The sequence below is a fragment of the Actinocrinis sp. genome, from assembly GCF_035653575.1.
GTDB lineage: Bacteria > Actinomycetota > Actinomycetes > Streptomycetales > Catenulisporaceae > Actinocrinis.
On the sequence record NZ_DASRBQ010000181.1, the window covers coordinates 40,913 to 61,793 of the forward strand.

Below are 20,881 nucleotides of genomic sequence, written 5' to 3' on the forward strand. Positions count from 1 at the left end.
GGCGGCAACGAGAGATGAGGAGGACGGCGTGCTGTTGCGGCTGCGGATCTGGGTGGCCGACAGGCCCGGGGCGCTCGGGCAGGTCACCCGGGAGCTGGGCGCCTGCGGCGCCGACATCGTGCAAGTCAGTGTCCTGAGCCGGGAACGCGGCCGGGCGCTGGACGAGATCACGCTGTTCCTGCCCGAACCCGAGCAGCAGGGCCGGCTCGAACGCTCCCTGCGCGCGCTCGGCTCCGTGGCCGTCGAGGGCATTCGGCCCTCCGGCGAGGTACCCGGCGCGTTCCCCGACCTCGACCTGCTCGGCCGCGTCGCCGCCGACCCGCGCGCCGCGCTCAACATCCTGGCCGACGCGATGCCGCGGATCCTGGCCGCGGATTGGGCCATCGCCGTGCACGCCGGAACCGCCGGGCCGCTGCCCGAATCCGCGGTGCTCGCCCGCAGCTGGGACGCCCCGCGAGAGCCGGTCCTGCCCGAACTGCCGCGCCGCGCCGCCACCGTCTCCGTCGGCCCGGCACGCTACGCCTGCGCACCGGTCGGCGAAACCGGGGTGCTCGTCGTCGCGTGCCGGATCGGCGACCCCGCGTTCCACCGATTCGAGGTCATGCGGCTGGCGCGTATCACCGAGGTCGCGGCGGCGATCGCGGGCTCGCGGCTCAGCGTGCGCGCCGCCGCGCCAGCGCCAGCGCCGGCCTCGGCGGCACAGACACAGTCCCCCGCCTCGAGTTAGGCGGGGACGAGGGCTTTCTGGCGCGCGGTCTGCTGCGTGCCGCGGCGCAGGAACCGGGCCTCGACGTACCGATACGACACGGCCGCGCACGCGAACGAACCCGCGAGCAGCAGCGGGGCGATCACCGGCCAGCCGCGTCCGGGCAGATTGTGGTGCAGCAGCCGGGAAATCGCGTCGTTGTACAGGTACAGCCCGTAGCTGACCGTGCCGGTGTACCGCAGCGGTCTGAGATTGAATACCGCGCCGAGCGCCCGGGGGCCTTCACGCAGCAGGCCGTGCAAGACCAGTGCCGAGCAAACCGCCGCCGCTAGGTACGTGCCCTGCGTCCCTAGCGGCGCTCGCCACGCCAGGACGCCGAGACCGACCAGCGCCACCACAGCGACCGCACCCGGCACGCGTTCGAGGGCGCGCGGCAGCAGCCGGTGGCGCCAGGCGACCGCGAGCGCGCAGCCGAGCAGCAGTTCCGCGCCGCGTTCGAGCGGATTGAAGAAGGCGTCGGCGGACGGCGCCAAGCCGCTCGCCCCCACGGCCCACCCGGCCGTGGCGAGCACGACCGCGGCAGCGAGCACGGCGGCCAGCAGCCGCCGCGGACTCAGGCCACGGCGCAACGCCGCGCGCAGCGCGAGCGGCCACAGCAGGTAGAACTGCTCCTCGCAGGCCAGCGACCAGGTCGCGGTGAATGCTCCCAGCGGCGCGCCCCCCAGCCACACCACCGCGTTCGCCGCGAACGTCCACGTCGCGGCGACCTGCGCCCACAGCGGCCAGCGGTCCTGCAACTGATGCGCCGTCAGCGACACCGCCGCGACCGCGATCGTCAGCAACGCGAGGGCGGGCAGGATCCGGCGGGCCCGGCGCGCGTAGAAACCACGCAGGCTGATTCCGCCTGTGCGCGCGCATTCCTCCAGCAGCAGCGAGGTGATCAGGAACCCGGAGAGCACGAAGAACAGGTCCACCCCGATCCACGCCGCCCGCAACGGCAGGTGCGCGTGATCCGCGATCACCAGCAGCACCGCCAGGCCGCGAAACCCGTCGAGCACGGGACGTCGGCCCAGCCGCCGCACCCCGTCGACCGGATCGCTACTCGCCACCCGTGCACGATACGACCACCGCCAGAGCGCGGCTGAAGCGGGCCACGGAAAGCGCGCCCGGGGTGCGCCGCAGGCCGCCTGCGAAAGCGCAGGTCAGACCAGCGCCAGCGAGGTAGGACCAGGCAGTGTGCGGCACTTCACACATCTCACCGAACGGACGAGGGGTGATCGGGAATACCCCGGCGTGGCACACTCTTGGATTAGACAGCAACAGCGTGCTCCGGGGTCGGTGTAATTCCGAACCGGCGGTGATAGTCCGCGACCCGCGAGGGCAGCGCACCCGGCCAACAGGTCGAGCGCTCCTGGACGGTGGATCCGGTGAAATTCCGGAACCGACGGTGAAAGTCCGGATGGGAGGCAGCACGCGGGAGCGTCGGCTCGTGCACGCGCGCACGCCTGCCCGCCCGCTCCCGGCCGGTTCCACCGGCCGGAGCAGCACCCGCGGGTCCGGTACCGCGCCTGCCGCCCGGCCGCACGCCTCCTTGCCGCCTCCCTCATTCGCGCCCCGGCGCCCGCCAGCGAGCGGTCCGACGGCGAGAGGGAGACAAGGCACACGATGTTCACCGGAATCATCGAAGAACTCGGCGAGATCCTCGCCATCGAGACCCTGCCCGACGCCGCCCGATTCACCGTGCGCGGGCCCGTGGTCACCTCCGACGCCACCCACGGCGCCTCCATCGCGGTCAACGGCGTGTGCCTGACCGTCGTCGACGAGACCGGCGCCGACACCCTGGCCGCCGGCCGGTTCACCGCCGACGTCATGGCCGAGTCCCTGCGCCGCTCCAGCCTCGGCGACCTGGCCCCCGGCGACCGGGTCAACCTCGAGCGCCCCATGAGCGCGGCCGGCCGCTTCGGCGGACACATCGTGCAAGGCCACGTCGACGGCACCGGCACCGTGCTCGAGCGCATCCCCAGCGAGCACTGGGAACTGGTGCGCATCGCGCTGCCGGCGCACCTGGCGCGCTACGTCGTGGAGAAGGGCTCGATCACGGTCGACGGCATCAGCCTGACCGTCACCGACGTCAAGGACGCGCCCGACGGCGCCGGTGAGAGCGAGTTCGCCGTCTCCCTGATCCCGGCCACCCTCGCCCAGACCACCCTCGGCATCAAGCAACCCGGCGCGCGCGTCAACCTCGAAGTCGACGTCATCGCCAAATACACCGAGCGGCTGCTGGCCCGCCCCGCCCAGATCAGCGGCGCTCCCGCGGACCCCGAAGGCGCCGCCACGGACGCGCCTGCCCCCGCGATAGCCGCGCCGGCGGGGGCCGTGCGATGAACCACCTGTTCGGCTGGGCCGACCTGGTCGCCTTCCGGCTCGGCGGCGAGACCGTGCGCTGGTCCGACCTGCTGGGCAATCTGCTCGGCCTGGCCACAGTCGCCCTCGCGCTGCGCCGCAGCCTGTGGACCTGGCCGGTACAGATCACCGGGGCGATCCTGCTGTTCGGCGCCGACATGGCCGTGCACCTCGGCGGCACCGCCGCCCGGCAGCTGGCCGTCATCGCCCTGGCCGGCTACGGCTGGGCCCGCTGGCAGCGCGCCCGCGAGGGCGGCGCCGCGGCGGACACCGCGACCGGCGCCGGTGCTGGCGACAGGATGGGAAACGAGGCGGCCTCCGGGGACTCGCCCGCTGCGGGCCCGGCCGCCGGTGGCGTTCAGGTGCGGTGGGCCACCTGGCGCGAGCGCGCCGTGCTGGCCGCGGCGATCGCAGTCGGAACCGCAGCGTTCTCCTGGCTGCTCTCGGCCACCCACAGCTCCTGGAACCCGCTGCCCGACGCCTACATCTTCATCGGCACCCTCGCCGCCACCCTCGCCCAAGGCCGCGGCTGGGTCGAATTCTGGCTCGTCTGGATCGCCGTCGACGTCGTGGGCGTCCCACTGGCCTTCAACAGCGGCCTGCCGGTCTCCGGCTTCACCTACGTCGTCTACTTCGCGCTGGTCCTCGCCGGCCTGCGCCAGTGGATCCGGCTGGCCCGCAAGCCCCGTACCGCAGTCGCACCGACCACCGACCCGGCTGACACCACCACCGCCGAAGGGGTACCCGCATGAGCGCCGAAACGCTGGAACGCACCGCCCTGCTCGACACGATCGACGCCGCGATCGCGCAGATTGCCGCAGGGCGCCCCGTGATCGTCGTCGACGACGAGGACCGCGAGAACGAAGGCGACATCATCTTCGCCGCCGTGCACGCCACTCCCGAGCTGCTCGCGTTCACCGTGCGCTACTCCAGCGGCGTGATCTGCGCGCCCATGCAGGACGCCCGCGCGGACCTGCTCGACCTGCCGCCGATGACCGCCGTCAACGAGGACCGCAAGGGCACCGCGTTCACCGTCTCCGTCGACGCCCGCCACGGCGTGAGCACCGGGATCTCGGCCGCCGACCGCGCCCACACCATCCGGCTGCTGGCCGACCCGGCCACCACCGCCGGGGACCTGACCCGCCCCGGGCACGTCTTCCCGCTGCGCGCCCGCCCCGGCGGCGTGCTCGAACGCCCCGGGCACACCGAGGCCGCCGTGGACCTCGCCCGCCTGGCCGGGCTGCCGCCCATCGGCGTGCTCGTCGAAGTCGTCAACGACGACGGCACCATGGCCCGGCTGCCGGACCTGCTCGCGTTCGCCGCCCGCCACGGGCTGGCGATCATCTCCATCGCCGACCTGATCGCCTATCGGACGGCGCGCCTGAGCTGACCTTCGCTGCGATAACGTCAACGCAGCAACGCCCGAGACCCTGAACCTGGAGAGCGCGTGTCCGGCACCGGAGCACCCGAACTGGCCGTGAATCCCGCGGACCTGAAAAAGTGCGCGCAGCTGCGCGTCGGCATCATCGCCGCCCAGTGGCATACCGAGGTCATGGACGCGCTGCTGGACAACGCGCGCAAAGCGCTCGCCGAGATCGGCATCGACGAGCCGCGCGTGGTGCGGGTACCCGGCTGCTTCGAACTGCCCGTAGCGGCCTACGCGTTGGCCAGGCGCCGCTACGACGCGATCGTCGCGCTCGGCGTGGTGGTGCGCGGCGGCACCCCGCACTTCGACTACGTCTGCCGCGCCGCCACCGACGGCCTGACCAAGGTCGCCGTCGAATCCGGCATCCCGATCGGATTCGGCGTGCTGACCTGCGACACCGACCAGCAGGCGCTCGACCGCGCCGGGCTTCCCGGCTCAGCAGAGGACAAGGGCCGCGAAGCGGCGCTCAGCGCCGTGGCCACCGCGCTCACGCTCAAGGGGCTGGGCGAACAGTGAGCGGAAAGAGCTTCGAGCAGCTGCACGCCGAGCTGACCGAGAAGGTCGCCGCGGCCGCCCCCGGGTCCCGTACGGTCGAACTCGTGCAGGCCGGCGTCCACGCCATCGGCAAGAAGATCGTCGAAGAGGCCGCCGAGGTGTGGATGGCCGCCGAACACGAGGGCGCCGACCGCACCGCCGAGGAGATCAGCCAGCTGCTCTACCACCTCCAGGTGCTCATGCTCGCCCGCGGCATCGCCCTCGACGAGGTCTACGCCCACCTGTAAGCCGTCTCGGCGCGCGAATCCGCGCCGGACACCCCACCGACGACTCCGTACATCCCAGCTCCGAGACTGCTCAAGCGACGAAAGGCCGCCGCCCATGCTGCGCATCGCCGTGCCCAACAAGGGATCGTTGTCCGAGGCGGCCTGCGCCATGCTGCATGAGGCCGGCTACCGGCAGCGCAAGGACCGCGAGCTGCTCGTCGCCGACCCGGCCTCCGGCGCCGAGCTGTTCTTCCTGCGGCCCCGCGACATCGCCACCTACGTCGGCTCCGGCCGCCTCGACATCGGCATCACCGGCCGCGACCTGCTGCTGGACTCCGGGGCCGCGGCCGAGGAGATCATGCAGCTCGGCTTCGCCCGCTCCACCTTCCGCTTCGCCGGCCGCCCCGGCACCGGCTCCACCGTCGAGGACCTGGCCGGGATGCGCATCGCCAGCTCCTACACCGGAGTCGTGCAGGCCCACCTCGCCGCCGCCGGAGTCAAGGCCGAGGTCGTCAAGCTCGACGGCGCCGTGGAGATCGCCATCGAACTCGGCGTCGCCGACGTGATCGCGGATGTCGTGGAGACCGGCACCACGCTGCGGCAGATGGGTCTCGAGCTGATCGGCGCGCCCATCCTGCAGTCCGAGGCCGTGCTCGTGCGCCGCACCGGAGCCGAACCCGACCCCGCCGTCGACCAGTTCGTGCGCCGCATGCAGGGCGTGCTGGTCGCCCGCCGCTACGTGCTGATGGACTATGACATCCGCGCCGAGCGCCTCAAGGAGGCCGTGGCCGTCACGCCCGGCCTGGAATCCCCGACGATCTCCCCGCTGCACACCGAGGGCTGGGTCGCCGTGCGCTCGATGGTGCTGCGCGACGACGCACAACGCATCATGGACGACCTCTGGGGACTGGGTGCGCGCGCTATTCTCGTGACCGACATCCGGGCCTGCCGCCTGTAGCCGCGTCCTGTGCAGCTCAGGCGCCCGACCCAGTTTTGATCAGACGCCGCGACGAGACGGGACCGATGGCACCCAACAGCGAGCGCAGCGGCAGCGCGGTCGGCTCTTCCGGCGAGGACGGACTGCCCGTCCTGCCGATCACCTGGCGCCCCTCGCGCACCCGCGCGATCGTCTTCGCCGTCGCGGTGCTCATGGCCGCCTCCATGAGCCTGGTGGCGGCGCTGCTGCCCAGCGACGGCGGCGCGCCCTGGCCGCTGGCCGACCGCATCGCGTTCGGCGCGATCGGATTCGCCGGCGCCGCCGTGCTGTGCATCCTGGCGCGCCCGAAGGTCATCGCGGACCGCAGCGGCGTCACGATCGTCAACATGCTGCGCACCCACCGGTTGGAATGGCCGCAGATCGTGCGGGTAAACCTGCGTCCCGGCGACCCCTGGGTGCTGCTGGACCTGGACTCGGGCGACACGCTCGCCGCGATGGGCATCCAGCCGTCCAACGGACCCGGCGCGGCCCGCCAGGCGGTAGCCGACCTGCGTTCCCTCGTCGAGCTTTATTCCTACACCGGACGCGGCGACTGACCGCGCGTCAGGTGACCGCGCGTGATGTGTCGCCGCTCAGGCGGAGGCGCGCAGCGTGAGCGTGGTCGGCAGGGTCAGCGACTGCACCGCCGCGCCGTCCACCCGCGCCAGCAGCAGCCGCACCAGGTCCCGCGCCACCTGCTCGATCGGCTGGCGCACCGAGCTGAGCGGCGGATCGGTGGCCTGAGCCACGCCCAGATCGTCGAACCCGACCACCGCCACGTCCTCGGGCACCCGCCGCCCGGCCTCCCGCAGCGCCCGCAACGCGCCGCGCGCCATCAGGTCCGAGGCCCCGAAGATCGCGTCCAGCTTCGGCTCCGCCTCCAGCAGCGCGCAGGCCGCCTCGAACCCGGAGCGCTCGGTGAAGTCCCCGTGCGCCGCGCGGGTCGCGAACCCGGCCTCGGCCAGGGCCTGCCGGTACCCGGCCAGCCGGTCCTGACCCGCCGTCATGTCCTGCGGTCCGGCGATCGTCGCGATCCGCCGGCGCCCGAGCGAGAGCAGGTGTTCGGTGGCCTGTCGCGCGCCGTACACGTTGTCGACGTCCACATAGGGCACCGAGGAGTGCGCCGCGGTCGGGCGCCCGCCGTGCACCACAGGGACCCCGGCGCCTACCAGGATGCCCGGCAGCGGGTTCGCCTCGTGCACGGAGACCAGGATCACCCCGTCCACGTGCCCCGAGGTCACGTACCGTTCCATGCGCCCGCGCGCCGGCATCGCGCCGCTCTGGCCCTGCATGACCAGCACCAGCTGCAGCTCGGTGGCGTCCAGCACCCGGTTGACCTCGGTGACCATGGTGGTCAGGTACGGGTCGGCGAAGAAGAACGCGTCCGGCTCCGGAATGATCATCGCCAGCGAGTCGGTGCGCCGGGTCACCAGCGTGCGCGCGGCCCGGTTCGGCACGTATCCGAGCTCGTCGATCGCGGCCTCGACCGCCTCGCGCACCTCCGGGGACACCTTCGGGGAATTGTTGATCACGCGGGAGACCGTCGCCCGCGACACCCCGGCGTACGCCGCCACCGTCTCCAGCGTCGGCGCGCCACCGCCGCCCGTTGTCGAGACCATCAGCTCCCGTCCTGCCCTCGCCGCCCCGCTGCCGCCGGGGCACTGCGCCGCACCGTGGGCGCCCAGGTCACGGTACCAGCAGGCGACCTTCCCGTAGATCCTTCGACCGCTGCCATACCGCGCGTCCCGCCGGGTGCAGGGCGGCTCGGCTCCCGCGGCCCTGGATTAGCGGCCCTGGGTCAGCGGCCGCTGCCGCCGCCGGAAAGGCCACCCACCAACTGTCCCACCAGCCCCGCTACGCCACCCACGACACCGCCTACCACCCCGCCGACCAGACCGGGCGCGGGGGAGGAGGAACCCTGGGCCGCCGAAGGGCTCGCGCCGCGCGATCCGCCCGCCGACGCCGAAGCGCCGGCCGGGGAGGAGGACTGCGCCGCGGGCGCGGTGCTCTCGTGTGCCGCTGCCGCCGCGCCCGAACCGGCCTGCGTGCCGCTGCCGGGCGCACCGGCCCCGCCGATACCGCCGCCGATCCCCGAACCCTGGCCCGAAGCCGGGCCGGGCAGCGCCGCGGGGACCGTCGCGGTGGGGCGTGAACCCGGGCTCGGGCTCTGATCCGCGGACGCCGGCGGGGCCGAGCTGACGTGCAGCAGCGCGAGCAGGATGCCGACCAGCGCCATGCCCACCGCACCGGACAGCAGCACCTCGACGGTCTTGCGCACCGGGCCGGCCTGCCGGCGGTGCGACTTGGCGCCTGCTGCGGATATCCGGCCTCGCGGGCCGCGCGCCCCTTCCAACGTCCCGCCCTTCGTCACCCGCCGACCACGTCGCTCACCCGATCGAGTGATACCACGGCAGGCTTCCATCGTCGCCCATGGATGCCGCGCCGTGGGAGCGAACCGGAGGACTTGAGGCGGACACGCACCGGACCCGCGCTCCCCGCGCGCCGCCTGCCAGCACGGTCGTGACCACGCTCGCCGCTGACCATCCGGGCCCTGACCCGCGTCTACGCGCACGTATGCCAGCTCCCGCAGACCGGGCAGACCGAGCCGGGACGTAATCAGGCCCCGCATCCCCGGATACGTAAAAGGGGGATGCGGGGCCTGATAGTGCCCTTACGCCGTGCGGCCCCCAGTACAGCCGCGCGGCGCGAACCGCGTGTGTGTCCCGTCCCGGCGCGCGCACACCGCCGCGGCGCCGGGACCCGGTCGCGCGCCGAGTGCCGGCGCGTTCGTCCGTGCTGCGCGAGCCGGAGGCCCGCTGCGCCTCAACCCGGGCCCGATCGGGGCGGGTGTTCAGCCGATGGTGCAGGTCTGGCTGTCGAGGGTGTTGCGGAACCCGATGACGTCGGCCTGGTTGCCGCACAGGTTCACCGGCACCGAGACCGCCGCGTTGGCGACGTTGCCGGACAGCAGGCCGCCGGAGTGCTCGGAGGCGCCGGTCGCCAGCGCGCCGGGCGCGTCGCCGTTGGTGCCGATGCTGCAGGTCTGCGGCTTGACCTTGTCCTTGGCCGCGATCACGCCGACCTCGTTGCCGCATGCGTTCACCGGCACCGCGACCGCGGCGTCGACCACGTTGCCCGAGCCCGCGCCGCCCGAGTGCTCGGAGCTGCCCTGCGCCAGCGCGCCCTCGCCCGAGCCGATGGTGCACATCGAGCCCTCGTCCACGTTCTTCAGCGCGATGACCAGAGCCTGGTTCCCGCAGAAGTTGACCGGAACGGCCACCGGGGCGTTGACGACGTTGCCGGAGATCGCGCCGCCCGAGTGCGACGACTCGCCGGTCGCGGTGGCGTCAGCAGCGGCGATGCCCGCCGTCCCCAGGACCAGGCCGGACGTGGCGGCGGCGAGAGCCAGCCCCCGCTTGGCAAACCCATGCATCTGTAGACCTCTGTTGCTCTAGACGGGACGGGAGCGCACTGCCCGACGGCACCGCATCAGCTCCCCTTCGCGATGGGGCAACGAGGACCACACCAGCCGGTTACGCCGAATATCAGGGCGAACACCCCGATTCGCCCTGACGGCCCATTACGCGCCAATGCGACAAACTGATCTGGCGAAGATCGTGCCGATCCGGCGAACGGCGGTTCGGGCGCGCGCGGTCAGCGGTGCAGCTTGGGCAGCACGTCCCGGCCGAACACCTCGATCCACTCGGCCTGGTTGCGCCCGACGTTGTGCAGGTAGATCCGGTCGAACCCGAGATCCAGGTAGCGCTGCACCTCGGCGCGGTGCACATCCGGGTCCGCGGAGATCACCATCCGGCCCTCGAAGTCCTCCGGCCGCACCAGCTTGGCCATCTGCTCGAAGTGGAACGGGGAGCGGATGTCGCCCTTGTCGAACTTCATCCCGCCGTTGGGCCACTCGCTCATCGCGTTGGCCATCGCCTGCTCGTCGCTCTGCGCCCAGGACAGGTGCAGCTGCAGGATCTTCGGCATCGCCTCAGGGTCCTTGCCCGCCTCCCGCGCGCCCTCGGCGAACTTGCCGAGCACCGTCTCGATCTTCGCCGGCGCGGCGCCCGGGGTGATGATCCCGTCGGCGAGCTTGCCGGTGCGCTTGGCGTTGAGCGGCCCGGCGGTGGCGATGTAGATCTCCGGGGCCTGCTCGGGCATCGTCCACAGCCGCGCGGACTCCAGCGTGAAGTACTTGCCGGAGTGCTTCACGTCGCGCTGCTCCAGGCCGCTGGCGAACAGCTTCTTGATGACCTCCAGCGCCTCCCACATCCGGGCGCTGCGTTCGGCCGCCTCCGGCCAGTACCCGCCCACGACGTGCTCGTTGAGCGCCTCACCGGCGCCCAGGCCCAGCCAATGCCGGCCCGGGTACATCGCCGCGAGGGTCGCCGAGGCCTGCGCCACGATCGCCGGGTGCATCTTGAACGACGGGCAGGTCACCCCCGGCCCCAGGTCGCCCTCGGTGCGCGCCCCGATCGCGGTCAGCACGTTCCACACGAACGGCGCGCTGCCCTGCTGCGGCACCCACGGCTGGAAGTGATCCGCCGCCATCACCCCGGTGAACCCGGCCGCCTCGGCCTGCGCGCTGTACTCGGTCACCTCGAGCGGACCGAACTGCTCCAGCATCGCCGCGTAGCCGATGTGCGGTGCGCTCATCGCGCTCCTCCAATCGGGCATCGGGCGCCCTGCCCGACGCCTCGTCAAAAACGCCGTGTGTTTCGATCACTGTATGCCGCCGCCCTCCGGCTGCGCCGAACGAGGGCGCGCAGTCATGACCACCGCCGAACCCGGGTAGGAGCACCCCCGTGCGACTGGACCATGTCTCGTACGCGTGCGAAGCCGACGCGTTCGCCTCCACCGTCTCCCGGCTCGGCGCGCTGCTCGGCGCCCCGTTCACCGACGGCGGGGTGCACCCGCGCTACGGCACCCGCAATGCGGTACTGCCCCTGGACGGCGACTGCTACGTCGAGGTCGTCGCGCCGCTGGAACACCCGGCCACCGACACCATGCCCTTCGGCCAGGCGGTACGCCGCCGCGCGCAACTCGGCGGCGGCTGGCTCGGCTGGGTGGTCTGTGTCGAGGACCTGGCCCCGTTCGAGAAGCGGCTCGGGCGCCCGAGCGCGGAAGGCCACCGCCGCCGCCCCGACGGGGTGCTGCTGGAATGGCGGCAGATCGGCCTGCTCGAACTCCTCGAAGACCCGCAGATCCCTTATCTGATCCAGTGGAGCTGCCCCGAGCAGGAGCACCCCTCGGCCGGAGCCGACGGCTCGGTGGGCATCGAGCGGCTGGAGATCGCCGGCCAGCGCGAAGAGATCCTCGCCTGGCTCGGCACCCCCGAGGTCGACCCGCTGCCGCACGTGCACGTCAACTGGCTCGAGCCCGGCGACGTCGCCAACGCCTGGGACGAAGCCGGTTTGCTGGCGGTCGACTTCCGCACCGCCCACGGACCGGTGCGTATCGATTAACCGGCTGGCACACCGTCAGAACGGGGTCGGCGGGCCGCCCCGGCACCCGGTGTCCACCAGCAGCTCGGTCTGGCCGAGGCTGATGCGCAGCTGCACGGCCAGCCGCAGCTCGATGCCCAGTATGTCCAGTGAGATTCCCGGGCACATCACCTCCGCCGGGGACGGCGAAGGCGACGGCGAACTCGGCGAGGGCGTGGGACTCGGCGGGGGCGGGCTGGGCCGCGGGCTCGGGCTGTGACTCGCGACCGGCGACGGCCGCGCCGGGCTCGGTGAAGGCGGGGGCGGCGGGGGAGTGGACGGGCTGGTGCTGGGACTCGCGCTCGGCGTCGGCATCGGCGGCGGACTCGACGGAGCGGGCGCCGCCATGGCGCTTTGACTGGCCGCCGGCTTGGGCGGCGGCGTCGGGTGACTCCCTGTCAACGCGAACGCGAGAGCCGCGGCGGCGACGGCCGCGGCCGTGCCCAAAGCCACCGCTTGCTGGCGCGGCGAGGCGTGCCGCACCTTGGACAGACCGCGGCCCACGATCCCGGCGTGCGCGGCCGACGTACCGGATCCGCCTGAAGCAAGGCTCACGGTTCCCGCAGCGGCCCCGGCTCCGGCCGCGATCGCCAGAACGGTCTTGGCCGCGACCGCCGTGCCCAGCACCGCGGGCGCCACCACCGCGCCGAGGTGGGCGTTGACGTACTTGAGCATCGCCAGCAGCCCTGCGCACTCCACGCAGTGCCGCACGTGCTCCTCGACCTTGCCCTGCTCGCGCCGCCCCAGCTTCCCGCGCACCGCCGCACCCAGCCGCTGCGCGTACGGGCGGCAGGACTCCGAGCTGACTTCGCGCACGTGCGCCTGCAGGTACGCCTGCTTAAGGCCCTCGCGCGCCCGATACGCCAGCGCCGCCACGGCCGCCGGCTCGAGCCCCAGCAGCGGCGCGAGCTGCGCCGGCCCTTCGCCCTCGACCTCGGTATGCCACAGCACCGTCTGCCAGCGCTCCGGCAACGCCATGAACGCCTGACCAGCCAGCGACCGCTCCAGCGCCGCGAGCACCGGATCCTCCTGCGGCTCCGGCTCCTCGAGGTCCACCAGGTCCGCCACCAGCAGCAGCCGCCGCTCGCCGGCCGCCCAGTCCCGGGCCACGTGCCGCATCGTGGTCAGCAGATACGGGCGGAACGCCTCGGTCGGGCCGTTGCCGTTGCGGATTGCGTGCAGCACCCGCGTGAACGCCTCGGCCCGCAGGTCCTCGGCCGCGGCCTCGCTGCGCGCCCAGTGCCGGGCGTGCAGCAGCGCCGAGCGGGCGTGCCGCTGATAAAGCGGGTCGTAGGCCGCCAGATCCCCGGCGCGCACCCGGTCGATCAGCTCGCGATCCGGCGGCCCGGCCGCTACCTGCGGCTCCGGCTGCTGCGCTCGCTGCTGCTGATGCTGCGCCCGCCCTTCCTCCCGTCCGTCGTCGCGAGCACCGTGCTGCCGCTGCATGCCGCAAAACCCTCATTCCGTCCCCTGGCGCACCCGGGCGGCGCGCACCCCTCCGCGGGGCCCGGCCGGCCGGCGAGCCCCGCCCGTTCTACGCCCGGGATTCCCGCAGGAAGCGGTCCGTGACCAAAGGTCACCCGAACGTGTACTTAAGGGCACTGACACTTGACAGGCCGCCGGCGCCGCCACCGCTGGCGCGGCACAGCGCCCGGCGCAATGCACCCAGCAGCAGCGCCGGGTCGGTCACCGGGCCCGACCCGCCCTCCGGCGGCGGCACCAGCCACAGCAGCCGCGCCAGTCCGTCCCCGATCAGGGGCGGCAACGCCACCACGTCCCCGTGCGAGGCGGTGCGCAGCCCATGCGTCCGGCACCACCAGGAGAATCCGCGCAGCCGCGCCAGCGTGCCCGGAGCCAGCAGGAAACCGACCCGCCGCACCTGCGCCCGCCCGTCCGCCGCCACCGGACCGATCGGCGCGCCCGTGCGCAGCAGCAGGTCCAGCGCTTCGAGGCCCAGATCCATCCCGACGCTCACGGCGTCGAACAGCGGCCCGGCCGGCACCGCGGCGACCCGCGCCGGATCCGGGTACCCGGCACGCAGCGCCGCAGCCGGGCTGGCCGTCGGCGCCAGCGGAACCCAGGCGGAACGGCCGGTGTCAGCGGCGGGGTCGAGAGAGCGGGACGGGGTGTGGGGGTGGGGGTGGGACATACGCGTCTCCTTCACGAGGGTCCTCACCAGCAGGGAGCCCCCGCGCCCCGATCCATGACGCCGTTTCAGATATCTTTCCCCGCACGGGTTCGCACCGCGGCCGCGCCGTCACCGCCCAGGTGCGGCATCCGCCCGGTGGATCACGGCGCGCCGATTGTCAGAAGCCCGCGATACCGTGCCTTTATGACCGCGCGCACACCGCTGACCACGCTCGACGCCGTCGTCGAGTTCGTGCTGTTCGTGCGCGACGACGGCTTCACCGCCCTGCGCGCCACCACCACCGCCGACGGCGCCGCGCTCACCGCCGTCGGCCCGGAACTGGCCGGCGCCCGCCCCGGCGAGGGCCTGCGCCTGACCGGCCGCTGGACCCAGCACCGCCGCCACGGCGAGCAGTTCACCGTCGAGGAATGCGAACGACACCCACCGGCCGGCGTGCCCGCGATCCGCCGCTACCTCGGCTCCGGCCTGGTACGCGGCGTCGGCCCGCTGCTCGCCCAGGCCATCACCGACCGCTTCGGCGAGGACACCCTCGCCGTGATCGACCGCGACCCCGGCCGCCTCGCGGAGGTCTACGGCATCGGCGAGCGGCGCACCCGCCGCATCACCGAGTCCTGGCAGGCCCAGAAGACCATCAAAGAACTGATGCAGGTGCTGCGCGGGCACGGGGTCTCCCCGCTGCTGGCCGAACCCATCCACCGCGCCTTCGGCGAGGACAGCCTCAAAACCGTCGCCGAGGACCCGTACCGGATGGTCGGCGAGGTGGACGGCATCGGCTTCCCCGCCGCCGACCGCATCGCGCTGCACTCCGGGGGCGCGCTCGACAGCCCCGCCCGCCTGGAAGCGGCCGTCTGGGAGGTGTGCTCCGTGCGCGCCCGCCGCGCCGGGCACTGCCACCTGCCCGCCGAAGAAGCCGTCAAAGAAGCCTCCGCGCTGGTCGAGCAGGACCCCGCGCTGCTGCGCGAAGCCGCCGCGCGCCTGACCGTCGGCCGCGGCGCACCGCTGGCCGCCGAAGAGCACCCGGTCACCGGAGCGCCCCTGCTGGCCCCGCGCGCCCTGCGCCGCGCCGAGAACAAACTCGCCCGCGCCCTCGCGGCCCTGGCCACCGCGGAATCCGACCTGCCCGAACCGGTGCGCCGCCGCGTCGCGGCAGGGCAGTTCGGCGAAGACCTGCACCCCGGCCAGCGCGAAGCCGTGCGGATGGCCCTTACGCATCCGGTCTCGGTGCTCACCGGCGGGCCCGGCTGCGGGAAGTCCCACACCGTGCGCGAGATAGTCGAGCTCGTGCGCGCCGGCGGCGGCAGCGTCACCCTCGCCGCGCCCACCGGCAAAGCCGCGCGCCGCCTCGCGGAGCTGACCGGCGCGCGCGCCCTGACCGTGCACCGCCTGGCCGCCGACCCCGCCGCCACCGACGAGGAGGGCGAGAGCGGCGCCCTGTTCGGGCCGCGCACCACCATGGTCCACCTCATCGTCATCGACGAGGCCTCCATGCTGGACGTGCACCTGGCCGCGCGCCTGGCCGCCCAGATCCCGCCCGGCACCCATCTGCTGCTGGTCGGCGACACCGACCAGCTGCCCTCTGTCGGCCCCGGCGCGGTGCTCGCCGACGTGCTGCGCGTGCCCGGCATCCCGCGCACCGAGCTGACCCACGTCTTCCGCCAGGCCCGCGACTCCACCATCACCGCCAACGCCCACCGCATCCGAGCCGGGCAGCTGCCGGAACTGCGCCGCGCCGACTTCTGGTTCGCCGAGCTGGACGACCCCAAGGAGATCGCCCGCACGGTCGTGCAGATCGCCACCAGCCGGCTGCCGGCCAAGCTCGGCGCCGACCCCGCCGACGTGCAGGTGCTCTGCCCCACCCGCCGCGGGGCCGCAGGCACCGTGGAACTGGGCCGCCTCATGCAGGAGCGGCTCAACCCCCGGCAGGAGAACGAGCCGGAGTTCTGGTCCGGCTCCCGCGTCTTCCGGGTCGGCGACCGGGTCATGGCCGCCCGCAACGACTACGCCAAAGGCGAGGCCGGGATCTACAACGGCACCCTGGGCACCGTGGTCAACCTCGACCTGAAGGACAGCGCCCTGGAGGTGCTCACCGACGACGGCGAGCAGGTCGCCTACGACTTCACCGAGCTCGACGACCTGATCCACGCGTACGCGGTCTCCGTGCACAAGGCCCAGGGCAGCGAGTTCCCGCACGTCGTGGCCCCGATCACCCTCGACGCCCCGCTGCTGCTGACCCGCTCCCTGCTCTACACCCTGGTCACCCGCGCCCGCAGCACCGTGGTCCTGGTCGGGCAGCCGCGCGCCCTGCGCCAGGCCCTGGAAACCCCCGGCCCCACCCGCAACACGCTGCTCGCCCACGCCCTCGCGGCCCAGCTCGACGGCTCCGCGCAGGGCGAGAGCGGCCTGGCCGACGTAGACCTCGACTAACCCGGCCGCATCCGTCGGCCGCGACCGGGTCGACCCCCGGACGCGTCGCGGCCCGCACCCGTTTCCCCGGTGCGGGCCGCGACGCCGCCAATGCGCGCCCGACGGTCAGCCGCCGCTGCGGCCGCGCAGGTGGTACGCGCTGAGCGAGACCCAGAGCATGCCGGTCAGGGCCCCGACCGCGAGGGTCAGCGAACCCCAGGCGCCGCCGGTCATCGCCCAGCCGTCGCCCAGGATGAACACCACGGCGGCGATACGGGAGACCCGGGCGCGGGCCCGGTCCCCGGCGCGTCCGAAGTGGCGGCCGAGCACGAAGCAGGCGGCGATGATCGCGGCGAACGACACCGTGCCGCTGACCATGTGCAGGGCGCTGTGCCAGCTCATCGTCGTCGCGGTCCCGGTCGGCGCGCCGGCGGGGAAACCGTTGTCCGGGTCCATCCGGAACACTCCGGCCGCGATCATGCCCGCTCCGGCGCCGGCCACCAGCCGGGGCACCCAGCGGCCGCCGGGAGCGCCGGACAACGCCCGGCGCAGCCCGGCCGACCCGATCAGGGCCAGCACGCCGCAGAGCACGAAATTGGTGATCTGGATCCAGCCCAGCGTCCCGTTGCTCAGGATGCTCAGCGGATGGCGGGTGATGTTGAACGGCCGACGGGTAGCCGCCTGGGCGAGGCTGACCACGCCCCACAGCGGGAACGCCAGCGCCACGCACCCAAGCAGCGCTCGGGTGGACACGCCGCTCGCGTAGGTGGCCGCGGGAGACAGGGTTCCGGCGGCGGTGGCGCCTGCAGCTGTGGTGGCGGCGGTGGTCTTGTCGCCGGCCGGGGTGTTGAGTGCGGTAGTCACGGTCCTCGTCCTTTCACTGCTTCGGATGTGCTTTCACCCATGCAGCGAACGGGACCGGCACCGAATCGACATCGCGCCCGAACTTTTTCCGAGCGATCTCCTGCCGCGCGCCGCGCGCGGCTCCTACTCCTGCCCGCGACCGCACTGCTCGGCGCGTCGCAGCAGCACGGCGCGTTCCCGGGCGTTGTTCGCCAGAGCCGCCGCGCGCTCGAACTCCTCCCGCGCCTCCTCGCCGCGCCCTAGCTTGGCGAGCAGGTCCCCGCGCACGCTCGGCAGCAGGTGGTAGTCGCGCAGCGTCGGCTCGTCGCGCAGCGCGTCGACCAGATCAAGGCCGGCCTGCGGACCCGAGGCCATGGCGACCGCCACGGCCCGATTCAGGCGCACAACCGGCGACGGACTGCACTTGGCCAGCAGCGTGTAGAGCCCGACGATGCGCGGCCAGTCCGTCTCCTGCGCGCTGCGGGCCTGCGCGTGGCAGGCGGCGATCGCGGCCTGCAGCACGTACGGTCCCGGCGGGCCGCCCAGCTGCTGGGCGCGCAGCAGCGCGGCGAAACCCCGGCGGATCAGCAGCCGGTCCCAGCGGCCCCGGTTCTGCTCCAGCAGCGCGATCGGCTCGCCCTGCGGGCCGGTGCGCGCGGCCGTGCGCGACGCTTGAATCTCCATCAGCGCCACCAGGCCGTGCACCTCGCCCTCGTCGGGCGCGAGCCGCGCCAGCAGCCGGCCAAGCCGCAGCGCCTCGCGGCACAGGTCCAGGCGGATCCAGTCCTCGCCCGCGCTGGCCGTGTAACCCTCGTTGAAGATCAGATAAACCACTTCGAGCACCGAGCCCAGCCGTGCGGTCCGCTCCTGCGGCTCGGGCACCGCGAACGGCACCTGCTTGTCCGCCAGGGTCCGTTTCGCGCGCACGATGCGCTGCGCCACGGTCGCCTCCGGCACCAGGAACGCGCGCGCGATCTCCGGCGTGGTCAGGCCGCCGAGCATCCGCAGCGTCAGCGCCACCCGGGCCTGCCGGACGAGCACCGGGTGGCAGGCGACGAACATCAGCCGCAGCAGGTCGTCGTCCACCTCCCCGGCCACGGCGTCGAGCGCCGCGTCGAAGTCCTGCTGCCCGTCCGACCCCGACAATCCGGCCTCGCGCTCCAGCAGTTCGCGCTTGGCCTGGAACCGCTGCTCGCGCCGCACCCGGTCCAGCAGCCGGTGCTTGGCGGCCACCGTCAGCCAACCGCCCGGATTCGCCGGCACCCCCTTGACCGGCCACTCCTCCAGCGCCGCGACCAGCGCGTCCTGCGCCGACTCCTCGGCCAAGCCCACATCGCCGGTCATCCGGGCCAGTCCCGCGATGATCCGCGCGGACTCCAGCCGCCACACCGCCTCGACCGTGCGTCGCGCCTGGACATCAGAAGCCGCCACGCGGTGCATCAGAACACCGGTGGCGGCAGCATGGCAAACAAGCCGGGGCGCGAAACGCGGGATGCCCCGGCTCGGGGACCGGGGCACCACGCAGTAAGCGAGCACGCGGCGCGAAACGCCGACAGGTGGGGCGAACCACCCGGCCTAGCTCTCGGGGCCGAATACCTGCCGGATCTCGCCGACGCCGTCGCCCACGATCCGCCAGAAGCGCCGCGACAGCTCAATCGCCTCGGCGCGGTCGCGCACGTCGACCAGCGCGAAACTCATCACGACCTCCTTGGCCTCGGTGAACGGGCCGTCGGTGAAGGTCACCTCGCCGCCGACGCTGCGCACCCGGGTGCCGCCCTGCTCCAGGCCGCCGGTCGCCAGAAGGACCCCCTGCTTCGACAGCTCCTCGACGAACGCGCCCATCTCGGCGTACATGCGCTCGTCCGGCGCCGCCAGAGGGAGCTGCGGGTCGTTGTTGACCAGCAACAGAAAACGCATCGTGGTTCTCCTGTCCGGGCTGCGACCGGCCCCTGCGGCCGGTCTTCAGTAGTGCAGCGAACGGGAGGGCGCTCGATCGACACACGGCGCGCGTGTCTTTGAAGATTTTCTTCGCGACCGCCCCACCAGCCGCAACGGATGCGGCGGGCCCGATAACGGCGCGACACGCTCGCTGCCGCGGCTTTACGCTGCCGCGTATGAAGACCCCGCCCGCGCCGCACGGACGGCTGCTCTCCGTCAACATCGCCGCCACCCCGCACTACACCGAAGCCAAAGGCCAGCCCACCGGCATCGGCAAGCTCCCGGTGACCCATCCCGTGCACGTACAGGCCCCCGGTCCCAAGGGAGTTGGCGGCAGCGGCGTGTCTGGTGACGCGGTGTGCGACCGCAAGCATCATGGCGGCGACGATCAAGCCGTCTACGCCTATGCCCGCGAAGACCTCGACTGGTGGCAGGACGAACTCGGCCGCGAGCTGCCGCCGGGCATGTTCGGCGAGAACCTGACCACGGTCGGCCTGGATCTGACCGGCGCGCTGGTCGGCGAGCGCTGGCGGGTGGGGCAGCGGGCGCTGCTGGAGGCCGCCTGCCCGCGCATCCCATGCAACGTGTTCGCCGAGAAGATGGGCGAGGCGCACTGGATCAAACGCTTCACCGAGCGCGGCGCGACCGGCGCGTACCTGCGTGTGATCGAACCCGGGCCGATCCAGGCCGGGGACCCGGTCACCATCGAGCACCGCCCCGACCACCAGGTCACCCTCGGGCTCTACTTTCGCGCCCTGACCAGCGCGCCGGAGCGACTCAGCGACCTGATCGCCGCCGGAGACGCGCTGCCGAAGGAAACGCGCGAGACCATCGCCCGCCGCACCCGCTCCTAAGCCGACTCGCAAGCAGGCCGCACCCGCTCCTAAGCCGTGCCGCTCCGGTCCGTCCCGGGGCCCGTCCCCGGCCCCGCGCTCCGCACGCGGCCGCGCGGTGCGTCGAGGTGGGGAGCGTCGAGGTGCAGTGCGTCGATGTGCGGAGCGTCGATGTGCGGAGCGCGCAGCACCGGGCCGCTCACCCCGAGACGGCCGCCAAGTGCCGCAGATGGTCCGCGTCGTTATAGTCCGCCAGCCGCAGCCGCGCGCCGTCGGCCGTCCACCGCGTCACCGTGCAGTTGCCGATCGCGCCGCCCGCGTCGACGATCCGGTTGAGCGCCGGCTCGTCCAGCCCGTCGAAGATCATCCGCAGCATCAGCACCACCGCGTCGTGCGCCACGATCAGCAGGTGCCGGCCAGCCGCCGCCGGCAACGCGTCACGCAGCAGCGAACGCACCCGCAGCGCCACGTCCGGGAAGTTCTCTCCGCCCGGCGGCCGGAAGTAGAACGGCCCGATGTGGTCGCGCCGCGCCATCTCCTCCGGGTACTTGCGCCGCAGCGCCGCCGTGGTCAGCATCTCCCACGACCCGGTCTCCCGGTCCCGTATCCGCTCGTCGTACAGCAGTTGCGGCTGCGGGATCTCGGCGTCGGCCATCGACCCGAGGATCGCCGCGAGCGTCTGCCGGGTGCGCAGATACGGAGAGCAGAACACCACCTCAGGCGGGTCCGCGGCCAGGCGCCGGCCCACCGCCGCGGCCTGCGCCGCGCCCAGGTGCGTCAGCGGAAGGTCCGCGTCCCGCTCGGTGATCGGCACGCTCAGCGCCCCGGTGAGCGCCGCTTCCGCGAACGCCGCGTTCGCGGTGGACTGCCCGTGCCGCACGGCGGTCACCTGCGCCGGAAGGGGCACGGTCCACGCGGGGGCGGGGTCGGTCGGTGTGATGTACGGGACGGTCATGGAAT

Annotated in this window: 21 protein-coding genes, 1 pseudogene and 1 riboswitch; of the genes and pseudogenes, 11 read left to right on the forward strand and 11 right to left on the reverse strand. The window is 73.2% G+C overall.

Translation table 11 applies throughout. From position 1 onward, the window contains the following. Positions 1 to 28 precede the first annotated feature (28 nt). Entirely contained in the window at positions 29 to 727 is a 699-nt protein-coding gene (locus tag VFA06_RS24690) for a hypothetical protein (RefSeq protein ID WP_324843103.1), read from the forward strand. Here the strand turns inward: VFA06_RS24690 and VFA06_RS24695 are convergent. Beyond that, entirely contained in the window at positions 724 to 1,815 is a 1,092-nt protein-coding gene (locus tag VFA06_RS24695; RefSeq protein ID WP_324843104.1) for an acyltransferase, read from the reverse strand. The two genes, VFA06_RS24690 and VFA06_RS24695, sit on opposite strands and share 4 nt — an antisense overlap. A 211-nt stretch (positions 1,816 to 2,026) precedes the next feature. After that, a riboswitch (FMN riboswitch) is annotated at positions 2,027 to 2,183 on the forward strand. 188 nt (positions 2,184 to 2,371) lie between these two features. Between VFA06_RS24695 and VFA06_RS24700 the strand changes: the two genes are divergently transcribed. The 7 genes and pseudogenes from VFA06_RS24700 to VFA06_RS24730 all read left to right on the forward strand — a co-directional run bounded on the left by VFA06_RS24700 (position 2,372) and on the right by VFA06_RS24730 (position 6,829). Beyond that, complete coding sequence (locus VFA06_RS24700) at positions 2,372 to 3,091, forward strand: riboflavin synthase (RefSeq protein ID WP_324843105.1); 720 nt, start codon at positions 2,372 to 2,374, stop codon at positions 3,089 to 3,091. Continuing rightward, positions 3,088 to 3,861, forward strand: coding sequence for a nicotinamide mononucleotide transporter family protein (locus VFA06_RS24705; protein WP_324843106.1), 774 nt, complete (start codon positions 3,088 to 3,090; stop codon positions 3,859 to 3,861). The genes VFA06_RS24700 and VFA06_RS24705 overlap by 4 nt, the downstream gene beginning before the upstream one ends. Further along, positions 3,858 to 4,481: pseudogene (gene ribB, locus VFA06_RS24710) on the forward strand (3,4-dihydroxy-2-butanone-4-phosphate synthase); the annotation flags it as partial. The gene VFA06_RS24705 and the pseudogene ribB, both read left to right, overlap by 4 nt. 75 nt (positions 4,482 to 4,556) lie before the next feature. Next, entirely contained in the window at positions 4,557 to 5,051 is a 495-nt protein-coding gene (gene ribH / locus VFA06_RS24715; RefSeq protein WP_324843108.1) for a 6,7-dimethyl-8-ribityllumazine synthase, read from the forward strand. Continuing rightward, entirely contained in the window at positions 5,048 to 5,317 is a 270-nt protein-coding gene (locus VFA06_RS24720) for a phosphoribosyl-ATP diphosphatase (RefSeq protein ID WP_324843109.1), read from the forward strand. Before ribH ends, VFA06_RS24720 begins: the two co-directional genes overlap by 4 nt. Positions 5,318 to 5,411: 94 nt before the next feature. After that, positions 5,412 to 6,254, forward strand: coding sequence for an ATP phosphoribosyltransferase (gene hisG / locus VFA06_RS24725; RefSeq protein ID WP_324843110.1), 843 nt, complete (start codon positions 5,412 to 5,414; stop codon positions 6,252 to 6,254). Between the two features lie 65 nt (positions 6,255 to 6,319). Then, positions 6,320 to 6,829, forward strand: a complete 510-nt coding sequence (locus VFA06_RS24730) for a PH domain-containing protein (protein WP_324843111.1) — start codon at positions 6,320 to 6,322, stop codon at positions 6,827 to 6,829. 36 nt (positions 6,830 to 6,865) lie between these two features. Here the strand turns inward: VFA06_RS24730 and VFA06_RS24735 are convergent, their stop codons facing one another. The 4 genes from VFA06_RS24735 to VFA06_RS24750 all read right to left on the reverse strand — a co-directional run bounded on the left by VFA06_RS24735 (position 6,866) and on the right by VFA06_RS24750 (position 10,928). After that, positions 6,866 to 7,891, reverse strand: a complete 1,026-nt coding sequence (locus VFA06_RS24735) for a LacI family DNA-binding transcriptional regulator (protein ID WP_324843112.1) — start codon at positions 7,889 to 7,891, stop codon at positions 6,866 to 6,868. 179 nt (positions 7,892 to 8,070) lie between these two features. After that, complete coding sequence (locus VFA06_RS24740; protein WP_324843113.1) at positions 8,071 to 8,550, reverse strand: hypothetical protein; 480 nt, start codon at positions 8,548 to 8,550, stop codon at positions 8,071 to 8,073. A gap of 573 nt (positions 8,551 to 9,123) precedes the next feature. Beyond that, a complete protein-coding gene (locus tag VFA06_RS24745; protein WP_324843114.1) occupies positions 9,124 to 9,705 on the reverse strand; it encodes a chaplin in 582 nt (193 codons plus the stop codon). Positions 9,706 to 9,926: 221 nt separating this feature from the next. Further along, positions 9,927 to 10,928, reverse strand: a complete 1,002-nt coding sequence (locus tag VFA06_RS24750; protein ID WP_324843115.1) for a TIGR03557 family F420-dependent LLM class oxidoreductase — start codon at positions 10,926 to 10,928, stop codon at positions 9,927 to 9,929. A gap of 149 nt (positions 10,929 to 11,077) precedes the next feature. Here VFA06_RS24750 and VFA06_RS24755 point away from each other — a divergent pair, with 149 nt between their 5' ends. Continuing rightward, positions 11,078 to 11,737: a VOC family protein gene (locus VFA06_RS24755; protein WP_324843116.1), complete on the forward strand. Its 660-nt coding sequence runs from the start codon at positions 11,078 to 11,080 to the stop codon at positions 11,735 to 11,737. Between the two features lie 15 nt (positions 11,738 to 11,752). Here VFA06_RS24755 and VFA06_RS24760 read toward each other — a convergent pair whose 3' ends face one another. Both VFA06_RS24760 and VFA06_RS24765 read right to left on the reverse strand, forming a co-directional pair. After that, a complete protein-coding gene (locus VFA06_RS24760) occupies positions 11,753 to 13,201 on the reverse strand; it encodes a sigma-70 family RNA polymerase sigma factor (protein WP_324843117.1) in 1,449 nt (482 codons plus the stop codon). 130 nt (positions 13,202 to 13,331) lie between these two features. After that, complete coding sequence (locus VFA06_RS24765) at positions 13,332 to 13,904, reverse strand: hypothetical protein (RefSeq protein WP_324843118.1); 573 nt, start codon at positions 13,902 to 13,904, stop codon at positions 13,332 to 13,334. Positions 13,905 to 14,087: 183 nt separating this feature from the next. Here VFA06_RS24765 and VFA06_RS24770 point away from each other — a divergent pair, with 183 nt between their 5' ends. Then, the gene (locus tag VFA06_RS24770) at positions 14,088 to 16,328 is read left to right on the forward strand and encodes an ATP-dependent RecD-like DNA helicase (protein ID WP_324843119.1); all 2,241 of its coding nucleotides are present in this window, start codon (positions 14,088 to 14,090) and stop codon (positions 16,326 to 16,328) included. A gap of 105 nt (positions 16,329 to 16,433) precedes the next feature. Here the strand turns inward: VFA06_RS24770 and VFA06_RS24775 are convergent, their stop codons facing one another. The 3 genes from VFA06_RS24775 to VFA06_RS24785 form a co-directional block, all read right to left on the reverse strand. Beyond that, a complete protein-coding gene (locus VFA06_RS24775) occupies positions 16,434 to 17,171 on the reverse strand; it encodes a DUF998 domain-containing protein (protein ID WP_324843120.1) in 738 nt (245 codons plus the stop codon). 123 nt (positions 17,172 to 17,294) lie between these two features. Further along, a complete protein-coding gene (locus VFA06_RS24780; RefSeq protein ID WP_324843121.1) occupies positions 17,295 to 18,581 on the reverse strand; it encodes an RNA polymerase sigma factor in 1,287 nt (428 codons plus the stop codon). A 144-nt stretch (positions 18,582 to 18,725) separates the two neighbouring features. Continuing rightward, positions 18,726 to 19,067: a YciI family protein gene (locus tag VFA06_RS24785; protein WP_324843122.1), complete on the reverse strand. Its 342-nt coding sequence runs from the start codon at positions 19,065 to 19,067 to the stop codon at positions 18,726 to 18,728. 197 nt (positions 19,068 to 19,264) lie between these two features. On the opposite strand from VFA06_RS24785, the gene VFA06_RS24790 reads away from it, so the two are divergent. Next, the gene (locus tag VFA06_RS24790; RefSeq protein WP_324843123.1) at positions 19,265 to 19,942 is read left to right on the forward strand and encodes an MOSC domain-containing protein; all 678 of its coding nucleotides are present in this window, start codon (positions 19,265 to 19,267) and stop codon (positions 19,940 to 19,942) included. Positions 19,943 to 20,120: 178 nt separating this feature from the next. On the opposite strand, the gene VFA06_RS24795 is transcribed toward VFA06_RS24790, so the two are convergent. Beyond that, positions 20,121 to 20,876, reverse strand: a complete 756-nt coding sequence (locus VFA06_RS24795; protein WP_324843125.1) for a histidine phosphatase family protein — start codon at positions 20,874 to 20,876, stop codon at positions 20,121 to 20,123. Positions 20,877 to 20,881: the final 5 nt, after the last annotated feature.